This window comes from Rhodococcus sp. Z6_132 (assembly GCF_058133635.1).
This window is the reverse complement of sequence record NZ_JBYUNP010000003.1, coordinates 570,624-586,583: the sequence shown is the minus strand read 5'-3', so window position 1 is coordinate 586,583 and position 15,960 is coordinate 570,624. Positions and strand designations below refer to the sequence as shown.

General features: G+C 70.8%; 15 protein-coding genes. 1 reads left to right on the top strand and 14 read right to left on the bottom strand.

All coding sequences use genetic code 11. The features are described 5' to 3' along the window. Nucleotides 1-36 precede the first annotated feature (36 nt). From AC3YO9_RS15945 to AC3YO9_RS15885, 13 genes are all read right to left on the bottom strand, one after another. Nucleotides 37-1,038 (bottom strand): ABC transporter ATP-binding protein, encoded by a 1,002-nt coding sequence (locus AC3YO9_RS15945; protein WP_489983863.1) that lies wholly within the window; start codon nt 1,036-1,038, stop codon nt 37-39. After that, a complete protein-coding gene (locus AC3YO9_RS15940) occupies nt 1,035-2,138 on the bottom strand; it encodes an ABC transporter ATP-binding protein (RefSeq protein ID WP_489983862.1) in 1,104 nt (367 codons plus the stop codon). The genes AC3YO9_RS15945 and AC3YO9_RS15940 overlap by 4 nt, the downstream gene beginning before the upstream one ends. Further along, on the bottom strand, nt 2,135-3,256 hold the full coding sequence (locus AC3YO9_RS15935) for an ABC transporter permease (protein WP_489983861.1): 1,122 nt from the start codon (nt 3,254-3,256) through the stop codon (nt 2,135-2,137). The genes AC3YO9_RS15940 and AC3YO9_RS15935 overlap by 4 nt, the downstream gene beginning before the upstream one ends. Beyond that, complete coding sequence (locus AC3YO9_RS15930; protein WP_489983860.1) at nt 3,243-4,196, bottom strand: ABC transporter permease; 954 nt, start codon at nt 4,194-4,196, stop codon at nt 3,243-3,245. Before AC3YO9_RS15930 ends, AC3YO9_RS15935 begins: the two co-directional genes overlap by 14 nt. Before the next feature lie 61 nt (nt 4,197-4,257). After that, a complete protein-coding gene (locus tag AC3YO9_RS15925; protein ID WP_489983859.1) occupies nt 4,258-5,880 on the bottom strand; it encodes an ABC transporter substrate-binding protein in 1,623 nt (540 codons plus the stop codon). A gap of 144 nt (nt 5,881-6,024) precedes the next feature. Beyond that, nucleotides 6,025-7,647 carry an ABC transporter substrate-binding protein gene (locus AC3YO9_RS15920; protein WP_489983858.1) on the bottom strand — a complete coding sequence of 541 codons (1,623 nt, stop codon included), beginning with the start codon at nt 7,645-7,647 and terminating at the stop codon, nt 6,025-6,027. 135 nt (nt 7,648-7,782) lie between these two features. After that, the gene (locus AC3YO9_RS15915; RefSeq protein ID WP_489983857.1) at nt 7,783-8,559 is read right to left on the bottom strand and encodes an SDR family NAD(P)-dependent oxidoreductase; all 777 of its coding nucleotides are present in this window, start codon (nt 8,557-8,559) and stop codon (nt 7,783-7,785) included. Between the two features lie 40 nt (nt 8,560-8,599). Further along, the gene (locus AC3YO9_RS15910) at nt 8,600-9,427 is read right to left on the bottom strand and encodes a MaoC/PaaZ C-terminal domain-containing protein (protein ID WP_489983856.1); all 828 of its coding nucleotides are present in this window, start codon (nt 9,425-9,427) and stop codon (nt 8,600-8,602) included. A gap of 5 nt (nt 9,428-9,432) precedes the next feature. Beyond that, on the bottom strand, nt 9,433-10,611 hold the full coding sequence (locus tag AC3YO9_RS15905; protein WP_489983855.1) for a lipid-transfer protein: 1,179 nt from the start codon (nt 10,609-10,611) through the stop codon (nt 9,433-9,435). Further along, a complete protein-coding gene (locus AC3YO9_RS15900) occupies nt 10,611-11,075 on the bottom strand; it encodes a MaoC family dehydratase (RefSeq protein ID WP_489983854.1) in 465 nt (154 codons plus the stop codon). Before AC3YO9_RS15900 ends, AC3YO9_RS15905 begins: the two co-directional genes overlap by 1 nt. Further along, the gene (locus tag AC3YO9_RS15895) at nt 11,072-12,187 is read right to left on the bottom strand and encodes an acyl-CoA dehydrogenase family protein (protein WP_489983853.1); all 1,116 of its coding nucleotides are present in this window, start codon (nt 12,185-12,187) and stop codon (nt 11,072-11,074) included. Before AC3YO9_RS15895 ends, AC3YO9_RS15900 begins: the two co-directional genes overlap by 4 nt. Continuing rightward, entirely contained in the window at nt 12,187-13,179 is a 993-nt protein-coding gene (locus tag AC3YO9_RS15890; RefSeq protein WP_489983852.1) for a bifunctional MaoC family dehydratase N-terminal/OB-fold nucleic acid binding domain-containing protein, read from the bottom strand. Before AC3YO9_RS15890 ends, AC3YO9_RS15895 begins: the two co-directional genes overlap by 1 nt. Beyond that, nucleotides 13,176-14,342 carry an acyl-CoA dehydrogenase family protein gene (locus AC3YO9_RS15885; RefSeq protein WP_127782350.1) on the bottom strand — a complete coding sequence of 389 codons (1,167 nt, stop codon included), beginning with the start codon at nt 14,340-14,342 and terminating at the stop codon, nt 13,176-13,178. Before AC3YO9_RS15885 ends, AC3YO9_RS15890 begins: the two co-directional genes overlap by 4 nt. A 254-nt stretch (nt 14,343-14,596) precedes the next feature. Between AC3YO9_RS15885 and AC3YO9_RS15880 the strand changes: the two genes are divergently transcribed. Beyond that, nucleotides 14,597-15,058: a nuclear transport factor 2 family protein gene (locus AC3YO9_RS15880; RefSeq protein ID WP_489983851.1), complete on the top strand. Its 462-nt coding sequence runs from the start codon at nt 14,597-14,599 to the stop codon at nt 15,056-15,058. Between the two features lie 9 nt (nt 15,059-15,067). Here the strand turns inward: AC3YO9_RS15880 and AC3YO9_RS15875 are convergent, their stop codons facing one another. Beyond that, nucleotides 15,068-15,952: an LLM class F420-dependent oxidoreductase gene (locus tag AC3YO9_RS15875; protein WP_489984085.1), complete on the bottom strand. Its 885-nt coding sequence runs from the start codon at nt 15,950-15,952 to the stop codon at nt 15,068-15,070. Nucleotides 15,953-15,960: the final 8 nt, after the last annotated feature.

Sequence of the window (15,960 nt, the reverse complement as noted above, 5' to 3'; positions counted from 1 at the left end):
ACAGGTAACCGAATACTCACGACAGAAAACAGAAGGTCAGACGTGGTGGCACGCCACCAGGTGGTTCTCCCCCACCGGGCGCAGCAGCGGCTCCTCCTGCGCGCAGCGGTCGGTGGCCAGCGGGCACCGGGTGCGGAAGCGGCAGCCGCTCGGCGGGTTCAGCGGTGACGGAAGCTCACCCACCACCTCGTGCGCTTCGTCCTCGACGCCCGGGGTCCGCGGGCCCGGCACCGACGCCAGCAGCAGCCGGGTGTACGGGTGCAGCGCCTGCTCCTGCAGCCCGTCCGACGGCGAGATCTCGCAGACCTTGCCCAGGTACATCACCATGATGCGGTCGCTGATGTTCTTCACGACCGCCATGTTGTGGGCGACGAACAACAGGCTCAGGCCGTAGCGCTTCTTGGTGTCCTCGAGCAGGTTGAGGATCTGCGCCTGCACCGACACGTCCAGGCTGGACACCGGCTCGTCGCAGATCATCAGGGTCGGCTCGAGCATGAGGGCACGCGCGATGCACACCCGCTGGCACTGTCCGCCGGAGAGCTCGCGGGGGCGACGATCCCACACCACGTCCGGGTCCAGGCCCACCGCGGTGAGCGTCTCCCGGGCACGGCGCTCGATGGCCGCCTTGTCCTTCTCGCCCCAGATCGACGGACCCTCGGTGATCAGGTGCTTCACCTTGCGCCGGGGGTTCAGCGACGAGATGGGGTCCTGCAGGATCATCTGCAGCTGGGTGCGGGTGCGGCGCAGCTCCCCCGGCTTGAGGGTGGTGAGCTCGGTGTCGTTGAGCCGCACCGAGCCCGAGGTGGGCGAGGGCAGCTGCATGATGGCCTTGCCCACGGTGGACTTGCCGCAGCCGGACTCCCCCACGATGCCCAGCGTCTCCCCGGCGCCCAGGGTGAAGCTCACCCCGGACACCGCGTGCACCGTCTGGCCGTGGCCGACGGGGAACTCCACCACGAGGTCGTCCACCACCAGCACCGGCGCCTGCTCGGTGGGCAGCGACGCGGCCGGGCTGGTCACGACGTCCGTGCCGCTCATGCCACCACCTCCGGCCGAGCCAGCTCGCGACCGGCAGCGGTCGCGCCGGCCGCCTCGTTGGCGGACAGCGCCTGCTCCCCCTCGGGGGTGCCGACCGGGAAGAAGCAGGCGTGGCTGTGCGGCGTCGCCGCCAGGTCCACGGTGGGTGAGGGCAGCAAGTCCGGCTCCTTCTCCAGGCAGGTGGGCTGGGCGTAGCGACAGCGGGCGGCGAAGCGGCAGCCCGGCATCGGGCGCGTCATGTCCGGCAGCCCACCACCGATGGTGGCCAGCCGGGTGTGCGCCGGCTGCTCCAACCGCGGGATGGAGGCCAGCAGCGCCTCCGTGTAGGGGTGCCGCGGGTGGTTGAACACCTCGCCGGCGGCGGCGGTCTCCACCACCTTCCCGGCGTACATCACCGCCACCCGGTCAGCGCGGCCGGCGACCACCCCGAGGTCGTGGCTGATCAGGATGACGCCCATGCCCAGCTCGTCGTTGAGCGACTCCAGCAGGTCCAGGATCTGCTTCTGCACCGTGACGTCCAGCGCGGTCGTCGGCTCGTCGGCGATGAGCAGCTCGGGGTCGCAGGCCAGCGCCATGGCGATGACCACCCGCTGGCGCATGCCGCCGGAGAGCTCGTGCGGGTACTGGTCCAGCCGGCGGGCGGGGTCGGGGATGCCCACCTTGCGCAGCAGCTCGGTGGCACGGCTGCGTGCCTCGGCCTTGCGCAGGCCCAGGTGCACCTTGAGCGACTCGGTGAGGTGCACGCCGATCCGCTTGAACGGGTTGAGCGCAGTCATCGGGTCCTGGAACACCATGGCCACCCGGGGGCCCCACAGCTGACGGTGCTCGGCGCTGCTCATGGCGTGCACGTCGCGGCCGGCGAAGGACACCGTGCCGGTGACGCGGGTGCTGCCGCTGTTGGAGGTGAGCCCCATGATGGTGCGCCCGAGCACGGACTTGCCCGAGCCGGACTCGCCGACGATGCCGAGGGTCTCCCCGCGGTTGAGGGTGAGCGAGACCCCGTCCACCGCGCGCAGCACGCCGCGCTCGGTGGTGAACGCCGTCTGCAGGTTCTCCACCTGCAGCAGAGGCTCGGTGGCTGTCGTGGACTGTGTGGTCATGTGAGCACCTGCTCCTGCTGGGAACCGACGCGCTGGCGGGCCTTCTCGCCCACCAGGTTGAAGGCGAAGACGGTCAGGAACAGCACCAGCCCGGGCACCAGGACGATGTGCGGGTGCTTCTCGAAGACCCCGCCCTCACCCTCGGCGATCATGTTTCCCCAGGTGGGCTGCGGGGGCTGGATGCCCAGGCCCAGGAAGCTCAGCGACGACTCGGCCACGATGAGCACCGAGATCATCACCATGGCCAGCGAGGCCACCGGGAGCACCACGTTGGGCACCAGCTCGCGGAACATCACCCGCCACCGGGTGGCGCCCATCGCCCGGGCGGCCAGCACGAACTCGCGCTGGGCGAAGGTCAGCGTGTTGGCCCGGGCCAGCCGGATCATCGACGGGATGGCCAGCACCGACAGCGCCAGCGCCACGTTGCGCATGGTCGGTGCCAGCACCGAGGCCAGGGCGATCAGCAGGATCAGGGCGGGCACGGCCAGCAGCGAGTTGGTGAGCACGCCCACCACGGTGTCGACCTTGCCGCGCAGGTACCCGGCGAGCACTCCGATGGAACCGCCCACCAGCATCCCGATGAGCGCAGCGGAGAACGCCACCACGAGCGACGCCCTGGCCCCGTAGATCACCCGGGAGAGCAGGTCGAGGCCGAAGTTGTTGGTGCCCAGCGGGTGCGCGGAGAACAGCTCCGGCGAGGCGAAGCTGGGGTCGGCGATCGTCTTGACCGTGTCCGCGTGCTCGGCCAGCGGCAGCAGCGGGGCGAAGATCGCCGCGGCCACCAGCACCACCAGCCAGGTGCAGCACAGCCAGAAGGTGAGGTCGAAGCGAGCCCCGAACCGCCTGCGGCAGATGATCTGCATCCCCTTGTACAGCGGGACCAGGCCGACGAGGGCCAGCAGGATGCGGACGGCGACCATGATCTGGGCTCCGAGCGCACCCACCAGGACCAGGGCGATCCCGGCAACCAGCAGGCCGGCGCCGATCAGGTAGCTGCGCCGGGCCGAGCCGGACGGCTGGGCGGGGTCGGGCAGGGTCTTGTCCCCCGCGATGACGCTGCTCAGCTCGCCCACCTGGTCGGGCTCGAGCGCGTCCGGTGCAGTGCTAGACGTGGGCACGACGGCTCCTCGGGTCGAGGTATCCATAGAGAGCATCGATGACGCCGTTGATGACCACGTACAGCACGGCGATCAGCAGGACCGCCCCCTGCACCATGGGCATGTCACCCTGCTGGGCGGCCCGCACGATGAGCGTGCCGAGGCCGGGCAGGGAGAACAGCGTCTCGACGATGACGGTGCTGCCGATCATGGAGCCCAGGGCCAGACCCATCATGGTCAGCAGCGAGAACGAGGACGGCCGCAGCGCGTCCTTGAGCAGGATGTGCTTGTTGGACATGCCCTTGGCTCGGGCGACGGTGATGTACTCCTCCTGCAGCGTGGTGATCAGGTCGCTGCGGAGCACCCGGATGAAGATCGCCATCTCCAGCAGCGCGATGGTGATGGCCGGCAGGATCGCGTGGTAGAGGTTGTCCCCCAGCCCCTCGCTGATGCGCACCCACTGCGAGCGCGGGAACCAGCCGAGGTCGTTGACCACCACCATGATCAGCAGCAGGCCCGCCAGGAAGCTGGGCACCGAGAGCACCGCGAAGGTGCCGGCGCTGATGACCCGGTCGATGAGCCCGCCCGCGTGCCTGGCCGACCACAGCGCCAGCGGCACCGCGAAGGCCAGGGCCAGGAAGATGCCCATCACCGCGATCTGCACGCTCACCGGGAGCGCTGCACCGATGCGGTCGGTGATCTCGTCCTGCGGCGGCACCAGCGACTGGCCGAGGTCGCCGTGCAGCGCGCCCCACAGCCAGTCCCAGTAGCGCTGGAAGAACGGGTCGTCCAGACCCAGCTCGTCGCGCACCCGTTGGTACTCCTCCGGCGGCTTGCCCTCACCCACCAGGGTGACGGCGGCATCGCCCGGGATGAGCGCTTGCAGCCCGAAGGTGCCGAGGCTGACGATGAACAGCACCGCCAGCAGCTCTCCGAGCTTTTTGAGGACAGTCCTCACCATGTGAGCGTTCCCCTCCTGTTTCTTGTGACGAGCTGATGGCAGGTGATGCGGGCGGAGCCGGTCAGGGGGTGATCCACGCCTTGTCGAACAGCATGATTCCGTCGTAGCTGGGTCGGACCCCGTGCAAGCTGTCCTGCCAGGCGATGAAGGTCTTGAACGCACCCACCGGCGCCACCGGGACGGTGTCGTTGATCTTCTGCTGGATCTCGCCCAGCACCGTGCGCTTGGCGTCGTCGCCGTCAGCGCTCTTCAGCTTGAGCAGCAGCGCGTCCATGCCGGGGTCGCTGTAACCCATGATGTTGTTGGAGGCCCCGGTGGTGAAGGCCGGCATCAGGCGGGTGAACGGAGCCGCGTCCTGCACGCTGTAGGCGCCGTAGGTGATGTCGAAGTCGTGGTCGACGTACATCTTCTTCACCAGCTCGGTGAGGTTGTTGGCGTAGGCGATCTCCACGGTGAACCCGACGGCCTGCAGCATCGCCTGCGTGGCGAGCGCGCCCTGCAGCGCCGACGGCTCGTTCAGCCCGAGGTAGGTGAGCTTGCCGTCGTAGCCCTTCTTCTTGGCCTCCTCCAGCAGCGTCTTGGCCTTGGCCGGGTCGTAGGGCAGGCCGTCGACGTCGTTGTGCCACTTCGAGTGCGCTGGGAACGCGTCCCGGCCGAGCAGGCCCTTGCCCCCCCACACTCGCTCGTTGTAGGTCTGGTCGTTCACCGCGTGGGCGATGGCCTGGCGCACCGTGAGGTCGGCGCCGGCCTTGCCGGCCCGGGAGTTGATCTGCAGGATCGAGGTCAGTCCGGCCGCGTCGACGTACCCGGGGTAGCCGGCGTTGAGCACCTCGTCCACGGTGATGGCGCTGCGCAGGTAGGCCACGGTGTTGCCACCGGACTTCAGCCCGTCGGCCTTGGCCTGCTCGCCGTTGATGGCCACGAAGCGCAGCCGCTCCAGGTTCGGCGCACCGTCCCAGTAGTCCGGGCGCGCCTTCAGCACCAGCTCGTTGTTGGCCGCGAAACGCTCCACCGTGAACGGGCCCGCCCCGATCGGGGTGAACTTGGCAGGATCCTGGTACGCCGCCGGAGCCAGGATCATGCCGTGGCCGGTAGCCAGCAGCGCCGGCAGCTCGGAGTACGGCTGGTTGACGGTGAGCTTGATGGTCAGCGGATCGGTCGCCGTGGCGGAGGTGACCGTCCTGGTCCACACCTCGTTCTGCGAGCCGCGGGCGGCGTTGTACCGGTTGATGCTGGCGAGCACGGCCGCGGCGTTCAAGGGGGTGCCGTCGCTGAAGGTGACGTTCTCCCGCAACGTGAGCGTCCACGTCAGCTGGTCGTCGCTGACCTCGAGGGACTTGGCCAGCTTGGGCACGAACTGCTTGGTGCCCAGGTCGTAGCGCATCAGCAGGTCGTAGACCGCCGCCTCCTCGGTGCCACCGGTGGCGCCAGCGGGCAGCGCCTTGGTGGGATCCAGGCTGGTGACGAACCCGTACGGCGCGAACGTCATGGTGCCGCCCTTGACGGGCGTCCCGCTGTCGTCCTGGTTGCCGATCAGTCCCGTCACCGGAGCCTCGGCCGGCGCGCCGGCACCGCCGTCAGCGTCATCCTTGGTGCTGGCGCACGAGGCGAGCAGCACGCTGCCGGCCAGGGCTACCGCCACCAGGCGACCAGCGCGACCAAGGCTCATTCGGGGACGCAGCATTCAGACCCTCCACAGGCGACACGTGAGTTGGGGGAACAGCAGTGGTATGACTCAGTTCACTATTACTGTTCGGCAGTGCCATCTTGTGGCAAAGATCAGCCTGGCGGCGGCGGATTCCGCTCAGTGGGACACCGGAGCGGCCGGTCAGGGCGTGAGCCACGCCTTCTCGAACAGCATGATGCCGTCCGAGCTGGGGCTGACCCCGTGCAGGTTCTGCTGCCAGGCGATGAAGGTCTTGAAGGCCCCGATCGGCACCACCGGGACGGTGTCGTTGATCTTCTGCTGGATCTCGCCCAGCACCGTGCGCTTGGCGTCGTCGCCGTCGGCGCTCTTCAGCTTGAGCAGCAGCGCGTCCATCCCGGGGTCGCTGTAGCCCATGATGTTGTTGGACGCCCCGGTGGTGAGGGCGGGCTTCAACCGGGTGAACGGCGCGGCGTCCTGGACGTTGTATGCGCCGTAGGTGATGTCGAAGTCGTGGTCGACGTACATCTTCTTGACCAGCTCGGTGAGGTTGTTGGCGTAGGCGATGTCCACCGTGAAGCCGACGGCCTGGAGCATCGCCTGCACGGCGAGCGCGCTCTGCTGCGCAGCCGGCTCGTTCAGCCCGAGGTAGGTGAGCCTGCCGTCGTAGCCCTTCTTCTTGGCCTCCTCCAGCAGCGCCTTGGCCTTGGCCGGGTCGTGGGCCAGGCCCTTGACGTCGGTGTTCCACGCGGAGTGCGCCGGGAACACGTCGCGGCCGGGCAGCCCCTTGCCGCCCCAGACCCGCTCGTTGAAGACGTTCTCGTTCACCGCGTGGGCGATGGCCTGGCGCACCGTGAGGTCGGCGCCGGGCTTGCCGGCCCGGGTGTTGATCTGGGCGGTCGCGCTCAGCGCGGGAGCGTCCACGAAGCCGGGGTAGCCGGCGTTGAGCGTCTCGTCCACGGTCACCGCGCTGCGCAGGTAGGCCGCGGTGCTGCCACCGGACTTCAACCCATCGGCCTTGGCCTGCTCGCCGTTGATGGCCACGAAGCGCAGCCGCTCCAGGTTCGGCGCTCCGTCCCAGTAGTCCGGGCGGGCCTTGAGCACCAGCTCGTTGTTGGCCGCGAAACGCTCCACCGTGAACGGCCCCGCCCCGATCGGGGTGAACTTGGCCGGATCCTGGTACGCCGCCGGGGCCAGGATCATGCCGTGGCCGGTGGCCAGCAGCGCCGGCAGCTCGGAGTACGGCTGGTTCACGGTGAGCTTGATGGTCAGCGGGTCGGTCGCGGTGGCGGAGGTGACCGTGCTGGTCCACACCTCGTTCAGCGAGCCGCGGCCGGCGTTGTATCGCTTGATGCTGGCGATCACCGCGGCCGCGTCCAGCGGAGTGCCGTCGCTGAAGGTGATGTTCTCCCGCAGCGTGAGCGTCCAGGTCAGCTGGTCGTCGCTGACCTCGAGGGACTTGGCCAGCTTGGGCACGTAGGACTTGCGGTCGTGGTCGTAGCGCATCAGCAGGTCGTAGACCGCCGCCTCCTCGGTGCCACCGGTCGCACCGGCGGGCAGCGCCTTGGTGGGGTCCAGGCTGGCGACGAAGCCGTAGGGGGCAAAGGTCATGGTGCCGCCCTTGACGGGCGTCCCGCTGTTGTCCTGGTTGCCGACGAGCCCCGCCTCGGGGGCCGGGGCGGGTGCGCCGGCACCGCCGTCGGCGTCGTCGTTGGTGCTGGCGCACGAGGCCAGCAGCACGCTGCCGGCCAGGGCTACCGCCACCAGGCGCCCAACGCGGGCCACGCTCTTACGGGGACGCAGCATCCGGAAACCTCCACGGGCACACCTGCACGGCAACAGGCGTAGTGACGCAGGTCACTTTCCCGTTCGGTATGCGCCATCTTGTGGCAAAGATCAGCCCGGCGGCACCGGATTCCGCTCAGTGGGATCGTGCCGGGGTCAGGACCAGCGGGCCTGACCACCGTCGAGCGGGATGGTCGCCCCGCTCAGGTACCCCGCGTCGGGTCCCACCAGGAAGGCGACCGCACGGCCGATGTCCTGCTCGCAGTCACCGATGCGGCCGAGCGGAATGGTCTTGACGAACTCCGCAGCCTCCTCCGGGCGGTTCTCCGTCCACCACTTCAGGCCGGGCGAGAGCGCGTGCGGCGCCACGGCGTTCACCCGGATGCCGTCGACCCCCCACTCGCTGGCCGCGGTGCGGGTGAGCGAGCGCATGGCCTCCTTGGCCGAGGCGTAGGCGCCGTAGCCGCTGGTGTCCCAGCGCACCGCCGCCGAGCTCACCATGTTGATGATCGCTCCGCCGCCGGCGGCCTTCATGTGCGGGTGGCAGGCCTTCATCAGCCGCAGCGCTGCCAGCGGCCCGGTGGCAAAGGCCTTCTCCAGCAGGTCCACGTCGATCTCCAGCAGGCTCCCCAGGGCCGAGGAGTTGGCGTTGTTCACCAGGATGTCCAGCCCGCCCAGCAGCTCCACGGTGCGCTCCACGGCCGGGGCCGCCTGCGCGGCGACGCTGACGTCGCAGACCACCGGCTCGGCCCGGCCGCCGAACGCCTCGATCTCCTTGCAGGTGTCCAGCAGCTTCTGCTCGGTGCGCCCGGCCACCGCGATGGCCGCGCCCCGGCGGGCCAGGGCGAAGGCGATGCCCTGCCCCACGCCCTGTCCGGCACCGGTGATCAGGGCGACCTTGCCCTCGAGCGTGCGGGAGGAGTCGGTGCTCATGGGTGCGCTCCAGAGGGGTTGACGGACGGGGGTGCTCGGGTCAGGCGAAGGCGAGGCGGCCGGCGCTGACCACGGCGGCGCCGTCGGGTCCGTGCACCTCGAACGCCAGCGGGCCGGCCTCCGGCTGCCACAGGTCCAGCCGCAGGGTGTCGCCGGGAAAGGCGGGCGCGGCGAAGCGTCCAGCCAGGGCAGCGAGGTCCGCCGGGTGCGCGCCCAGGGCGTCAGCGGCCCCCAGCATCGCCGTCGCCACCGTGCACAGGCCGTGCATGATCGGCCGCGGCTGCCCGATGCCCGCGGCGGCCACCGGGTCGACGTGGATGGGGTGGCGGTCGCCGGTGAGCCGGTAGAGCACTGCCTGCCGTGGTGAGGTGGGCAGCGCGCGGCTGTCGGTGGGCGGCGTGCTCGGCGCCGGCGGCTTGCCCGGTCCGCGCTCGCCACCGAAGCCACCGCTGCCGGGGCCGAAGATCGACCAGGTGGCGACGAAGTACTCGCTCTCCACCGCGACCTCGAACACCGCGGCCGCGCCCTTGTCCCACACCTGCCCCACCGAGGCGGACATGGTGAGCTCACCGGAGCGGGGCAGCGGCTTGAGCACCGTCAGCTCCTGCGCCCCGTGCACCGAGGTGCGGGTGTCGAAGCCGCCGGCCGAGCCCAGCGCGTCCGGGGCCCACTGCGCCAGGGACAGCGCGAACGTGGGCAGCACCCGCAGGTCTCGCTCGAAGACCAGGTCGAGGTCGGTGGCCGCCGCGCCCACGGCGAGCGCGTAGAGGATCGCGTCGCGCTCGTCGTAGGCGACGGTGCGGGTGCCCAGCGCGGTGCCGGCCCACTCCCCCGCCGGCCGTGGGTCCAGGCCGGTGGTGGTGCTCACCGGGCTCAGGCCAGGCCGAGCAGCAGGCCGCTGGTGGGCACCGCGGTGCCCGCCGTGACGACCATGTTCTGCACGCCATCGGGCTGGTTGGTGGACGTGCCACGCAGCACCCGCACCGCCTCGGCGATGCCGTTGGTGCCGTGCAGGTACGCCTCGCCGACCTGGCCGCCGTGGGTGTTGCTGGGCAGGCGCCCACCGATCTCCAGGTTGCCGTCGGCGATGAAGTCCTTGGCCTCCCCCACGCCGCAGAAGCCCAGCTCCTCCAGCTGCGGGAGCACCAGCGGGGTGAAGTGGTCGTAGAGGACGGCGGCCTGCACGTCGTCCGGGCTCAGCCCGCTCTGGCTGTACAGCTGCCGGCCGACCAGGCCCATCTCCGGGATGCCGGTGATGTCCGGGCGGTAGTAGCTGGTCATCATGTGCTGGTCCTTGCCCGAGCCCTGCGCCGCACCCTTGATGATGGCGGGGGTGTGCTTGAGGTCCTTGGCCCGCTCGGCGGAGACGATGACCAGCGCCTGGCCACCGTCGGTCTCCTGGCAGCAGTCCAGCAGGTGCAGCGGCTCCGCGATCCAACGCGAGGCCTGGTGGTCGGCCAGCGTGATGGGGCGCTCGTAGAACCACGCCTTGGGGTTGTTGGCCGCGTGCTTGCGCGCCACCACGGCCACTCGGCCGAAGTCCTCGCTGGTGGCACCGTGCTGGTGCATGTAGCGGCGGGCGAACATCGCCACCCACTGCGCGGGCGTGGACAGCCCCTGCGGCGTCAGCCAGGCGTAGGCGGCCCGGTCGGCGGTGCTGTCCAGCGGGCGGTCGTGCTGGCCGAGGCCGTAGCGGACCCCGGAGCGCTCGTTGAACGCGCGGTAGCAGACCACCACGTCGGCCACGCCGGTCGCCACGGCCATGGCCGCCTGCTGCACGGTGGCGCACGCGGCGCCGCCGCCGTAGCCGATGCGGGAGAAGAACTTGAGCTCGCCCAGGCCACAGTTGCGGGCGACCAGCACCTCGCCGTTGGTCTCCGCGGTGTAGGTGGAGAGCCCGTCCACCTCGGACGGGTCGATGCCGGCGTCGGCCAGCGCGGCGACGATGGCCTCGCAGGCCAGCGAGAGCTCGCTGCGCCCGGAAGCCTTGGAGAACTCGGTGGCGCCGATGCCGACGATGGCGGCGGCGGCGGACAGGGGGCTGGGAGCCATCAGCTGTTCGCTCCTTCGGTGCCGACCGCGGAGGCGTCGGTCGGGAAGACGACCGTGACGGTGCCGCTGGCGTGGTTGCCCAGGCTGTTGGCCCCGACCACCTTCACCTCGACGGCGCCGTCCTGCTTGGACACCACCTCACCGCTCATGGTCATGGTGTCGCCGGGGTAGTTGGGCGCACCCAGCCGGATGTTCACCCGACGCAGGAAGACCTGCGGCCCGGCCCAGTCGGTGACGTAGCGGCCCACCAGGCCGTTGCTGGTGAGGATGTTCATGAAGATGTCCCTGGAGCCACGCTCGGCCGCCAGCGTCGGGTCGTGGTGGACGTCCTGGAAGTCCCGGGTGGCCAGCGCCGTGGCGATGATCAGCGTGCGGGTGAGCGGGACGGCCAGCTCGGGCAGCTGCTCCCCCACCTGGACGTCGTCGTAGCTGCGGCCCTGCAGCGCTGCGGAGGTGGCGCTCACGAGGCCACCTCGACACCGGCGGCCAGCTGCGCGCCCAGGCGGGCGAGGTCGGAGCTGGCCCCGCCGAGGGTCGCCGCGATCTGCTTGTTCCACAGCAGGTAGCGGTGCACCGGGTAGTCGGTGTCCACGCCGATGCCGCCGTGCACGTGCTGGGTGCGGTGCACCACGCGCTGTCCACCGTCGGTGGCCCACCACTTGGCCACCAGCACCGAGGTGCCGGTGTCCAGGCCCTCCGACAGCAGCCACGCGGCCTGCCACAGGGTGACCCGCATGGCCTCCAGGTCGATGTAGCAGTCGGCCATCTGGTGGGCGACGGCCTGGAAGGTGGCCAGCGGCTTGCCGAACTGGTGGCGACCGTTGAGGTAGTCCACGGCCTGGCGCACGGCGCCGTCGCCGACGCCGATCGCGATGGCGGCCAGCGCCAGCTCCACCCGGTCGAGCAGCCAGGACACCGTGCTGCCGTCGGCGGCGCCGACCAGCTCGGCGGGGGCGGAGCTGAGGTCCACGTTGCCGCACACCTCGTGGGTGGTGGACACCGTCTGCTCCACCTGCACGCCCTCGGCGGCCAGGTCGAGCAGGAACAGCGCGGGGCCGGTGTCCGTGCTGGCCGAGACCACGGCGCGGTGGGCCACGTGGGTCACCGGTACCACGGCCTTGGCGCCGGTGAGGCGCCACTGGCCGTCGGCGTCCTGGCGGGCGGACACGGTGGGGGCGCCGTCGGTGAAGGTGCCGAACTCCTCCAGACCCACGGTGAGGATGATGCTGCCCTCCGCCGCGGCCGGGACCAGCTCGGTGCGCTGCGCGGGCGTGCCGTGCTCGGCGATTGCCAGCGCGGCCAGCGTGTGCGGCCACACCGGCACCGGGGCCACGTGGCGGCCCTGCTGCTCGAGCAGCACGTACAGCTCGGCCAGCCCCAGGCCGCCGCCGCCGAGGTCCTCCGGGAGCGCGATGCCCAGCAGGCCGCTGTTGGCCAGCTCGCGCCACAGCTCGCGGTCGACGTTCTCGGCGGTCTTCTCGACCTCCTTGACCCGGTCGGTGGTGGCCTTGCCGGTGAAGATGTCGGCAGCGAGGCCGCGAATGGCCTCCTGCTCCTCGCTCAGGGTGAAGTCCATCAGATGCTCTCTCCTGCGGCCGGCCGGAACGCGGGAAGCGTCAGCTCCGGGTCTGCGTCGATCCAGTCCAGCTCGACCGGCATGCCGATCGTCACCTCGTCGGGCTGGACGTGTGTCATGTTGGCGATCAGTCGGGTCCCCTCCTCGAGCTCGATGACGGCGACCACCAGCGGGTAGTCGAAGGCATCGATCTTGGGGTGGTGGTTGACCACGAAGCTGTAGACGACCCCGCGCCCGGAGGCGTCCACGGTGTCCCAGTCCAGCGACTGGCACTGCCCGCACATGGGGCCGGTGGGGTGGCGCAGCGTGCCGCAGCTGGTGCAGCGCTGGATGACCAGCCGGTGCTCCTTGGCCGCCTCGAACCAGAAGAGGTTGTCCTGGTTGAGCGCCGGGCGGGGGCGCAGCGCACGCTCGGGTGCCGGCGCGGCAGCCTCGGTGGACGCGGCAGCCTCGGCGGGCTTGAAGCGCAGCAGGCGCCAGCGCTGGGTACCCACCACCTCGTCGTCGGCGTCGCGGTAGGTGCGCAGCGTGGTGACGAAGTGACCGGTGCCCAGGCCGGTCTTCTTCTCGTCCGAGATGGACTTCACCACCTCGGTGGTGCTGACCACGTCACCGGGGCGCAGCTCGCGGACGATCTCCTGGTCGGAGTCGGTGGCCACCACGGAGGTGAAGCCCGCCTCGTCCAGGACCGCCTGCAGCTGCTCGGCCACCGACGGCTCGCCGGTGCCGGCACCGCTCTCCGCGGCGGCGTTGGCGGCCATCTTCTCGGCGAAGGTCTTCATGGTCCAGACCTGCAGCATCATCGCCGGGGCCACGACGCCGGGACGTCCGGTGGCCTTGGCCGCGGCCTCGTCCAGGTAGATCGGGTTGGTGTCGCCCATCGTCTCCACCCAGTGGCGGATCATCGGCGTGTTCACCGCGTCCGGTCCCCACGCGGCGGGAACCAGGGTCTTGCCCTCGAAGGCCTTGAGCCTGGTGAGGAAGTCGCTCACTTCACCCTCTTCTCTCGTGCCATGCCGAGGCCGATGGTGGCGACCATGTCGCGCAGCACCTCGTTGACGCCGCCACCGAAGGTGTTCACCACGCCCTGGCGGGAGATCTGCTCGATCTGCCCGGCCAGCACCGCGCCCGGGGACTCCGGGCGGATGCGCCCGGCCGCGCCGAGGATGCCCAGCAGGGTTCGGTAGACGTCGATGTGGGTCTCGGTGCCGTAGGTCTTGGTGCCACCGGCGTCGGCACCGGAGAGGGTGTCGGCGGCGACGGCGCTGGTCATCTTCCAGTTCAGCAGCCGCATCGCCTCGAGCTTGGCGTGCGTGCGGGCCAGGTCGGCCTGCACCCAGGGCAGCTCGATCGCGCCGGTCTCCTTGGCCCAGTCCAGCACCTGGTGCCACAGGCCGTAGGTCCGCCCGCCGATGGCGGCCAGGCCGATGCGCTCGTGGTTGAGCTGGGCGGTGATCAGCCGCCAGCCGCCGTTGACGTCGCCGACGACGTCGCCGTCACCGACGCGGATGCCGCTGTAGTAGGTGGCGGTGACCTTGAGCCCGCCCACGGTCTCGATGGGCGACCAGGAGAAGCCGGGGTCGTCGGTGGGCACGATGAGGATGGACACGCCCTTGTGCTTGGGCGCCTCGGCGTCGGTGCGGGCGGCCAGCCAGACGTAGTCGGCGGTGTTGGCGCCGCTGGTGAAGATCTTGGAGCCCTCGATCACCCACTCGTCGCCGTCGCGCACCGCGCGGGTCTTCAGCGAGGCCAGGTCGGTGCCGGCCTCGGGCTCGGTGTAGCCGATGGCGAAGACGATGTCGCCGGCCAGGATGCCGGGCAGGTAGCGGTCCTTCTGCTCCTGCGTGCCGTACTTCATCAGCGTGGGGCCGACGGTGTTCACGGTGACGAAGGGGAACGGCAGACCGGCGCGCTGCACCTCGTCGAAGAAGATGAACTGCTCCTCGATGGAGCGACCCTGGCCGCCGTACTCGGTGGGCCAGCCGATGCCCAGCCAGCCGTCCTTGCCCAGCAGCTTCACGATCTCGCGGAAGCTGGAGCCACCGACACCGCCCTCACCGGCAGCGCGTCGCTTCTCCTCGGGCAGGAGCGTGGCGAAGTACTCCCGGAGCTCCTTGCGCAGCTCCCGCTGCTCGGTCGTCTCCCGCAGATCCATGACCACTCTCCTCATCACCGGTGCAACCCAGACCTGGCACGGCGCCGCTGGGGCCACCACGCGCATCTCTCCCGGACGCTAGTCAGCCGCTCCTGCCCCCGCCGTGCGGTGTCTCGGTGAGCGGAAGGGGCGCTCGCCTGGCGACGCCCCGACCGGCTGAGATGGCAGTCACACCCACCCAGGCACACCCATCAGGCACACCCCTCCAGGCACACCCCTCCAGGCACCCCCGCCCAGCACAGGAGACCGCACCGATGACGCGCACGCTCGCAGACCAGCTGGCCCTGGTCGACCTGCCCGGCCGCTACGCCCAGGCGGTGGACCGGCGCGACCAGGCGGCCCTGCTGGCGCTGTTCACCGACGACGCGGTGCTGGTGCAGCCCGCTACCCTCGTCCGCAAGGGCCGCAGCGCGGAGATCGTCGGCGCCGAGGCGGTGGCGGCCGGTCTGCTGCAGGCGACGGGGCACCTGCTGGGCACCCACCACGTGGTCAGCCAGCAGGTGCTGGCCGAGGCCGGCGAGCACCCCGACACGGCGCACGCCGAGACCTACTGCGCCGCCCACCACCTCTACCAGCGCGGGGAGGAGACCCGGGACAACGTGCTGTTCCTCCGCTACCAGGACACCTACCGCCGGGTGGCCGACGGCTGGCGCATCGCCCGCCGCGAGCTGGTGGTGGACCTGTCCGAGGACCGCTCGGTCACCCTGCTGCGCTGAGCCGCCCCGTCACACCAGCCCCAGCCGCGCTGAGCACTCCGCCATCTCGTCGATCACCTTGTCCAGGCTGTCTGCCCGACCCGACGCCGACACCAGGATGCGGTCGGAGCCGAGGGAGCGGGCCCAGTCGAGCTTGGCCTCGTCCAGTCGGTGCAGGCCCGCGCCGAGCACCAGGCTCACCTCCTGCGGGTCGCGGCCCGCGCCGGTGGCGGCCTCGCGCATGACGGCCACGGCCGCGGCCAGGTCGTCGCCGCCCAGGCCCAGCGGCTGGAAGCCGTCCCCCAGCCGTCCGGCGCGCCGGGCCGCCGCCTTGCTGTGCCCACCGACGTACAGCGGGACGCGGTGCTCCCGGGCCGGCTTGGGCCAGCTGTGCGCGCCGCGGAAGGAGTAGTGGTCGCCGTCGAAGCTGACGCCCTCCGGGTCGGTGCCGGCCCACAGCGCGCGCATCACCGCGATGGCCTCGTCGGCGGTCTTGCCGCGCCGGTCGAAGTCACCGCCGCAGGCCTCCACCTCCTCGCGCATCCAGCCCAGCCCCAGGCAGATGCGCAGCCGCCCGCCGGAGAGGCGGTCCAGGGTGGCCAGCCGCTTGGCCAGCACCACCGGGTTGTGGTTGGGCAGCACCAGCACGCCGGTGGCCAGGCCCAGGGTGGTGGTAGCCCCCGCCAGGTAGGACAGCAGCTCCAGCGGGTCGGGCAGGCTGCAGTCGTCGGGCAGGTGGGACTTGCCGGTGGGCGAGTACGGGTAGGTGCTGGTGGTCTGGGAGATCACCACGGAGTGCTCCACCGCGGAGACCTCGTGGAAGCCCAGCGACTCTGCGGCCCTGGCGAAGCGCAGGATCCACTCGGGCTCGCCGGCCTGCCCCAGCTCCACCGGCATCACCACGCCGATCTTCATGTCGGACG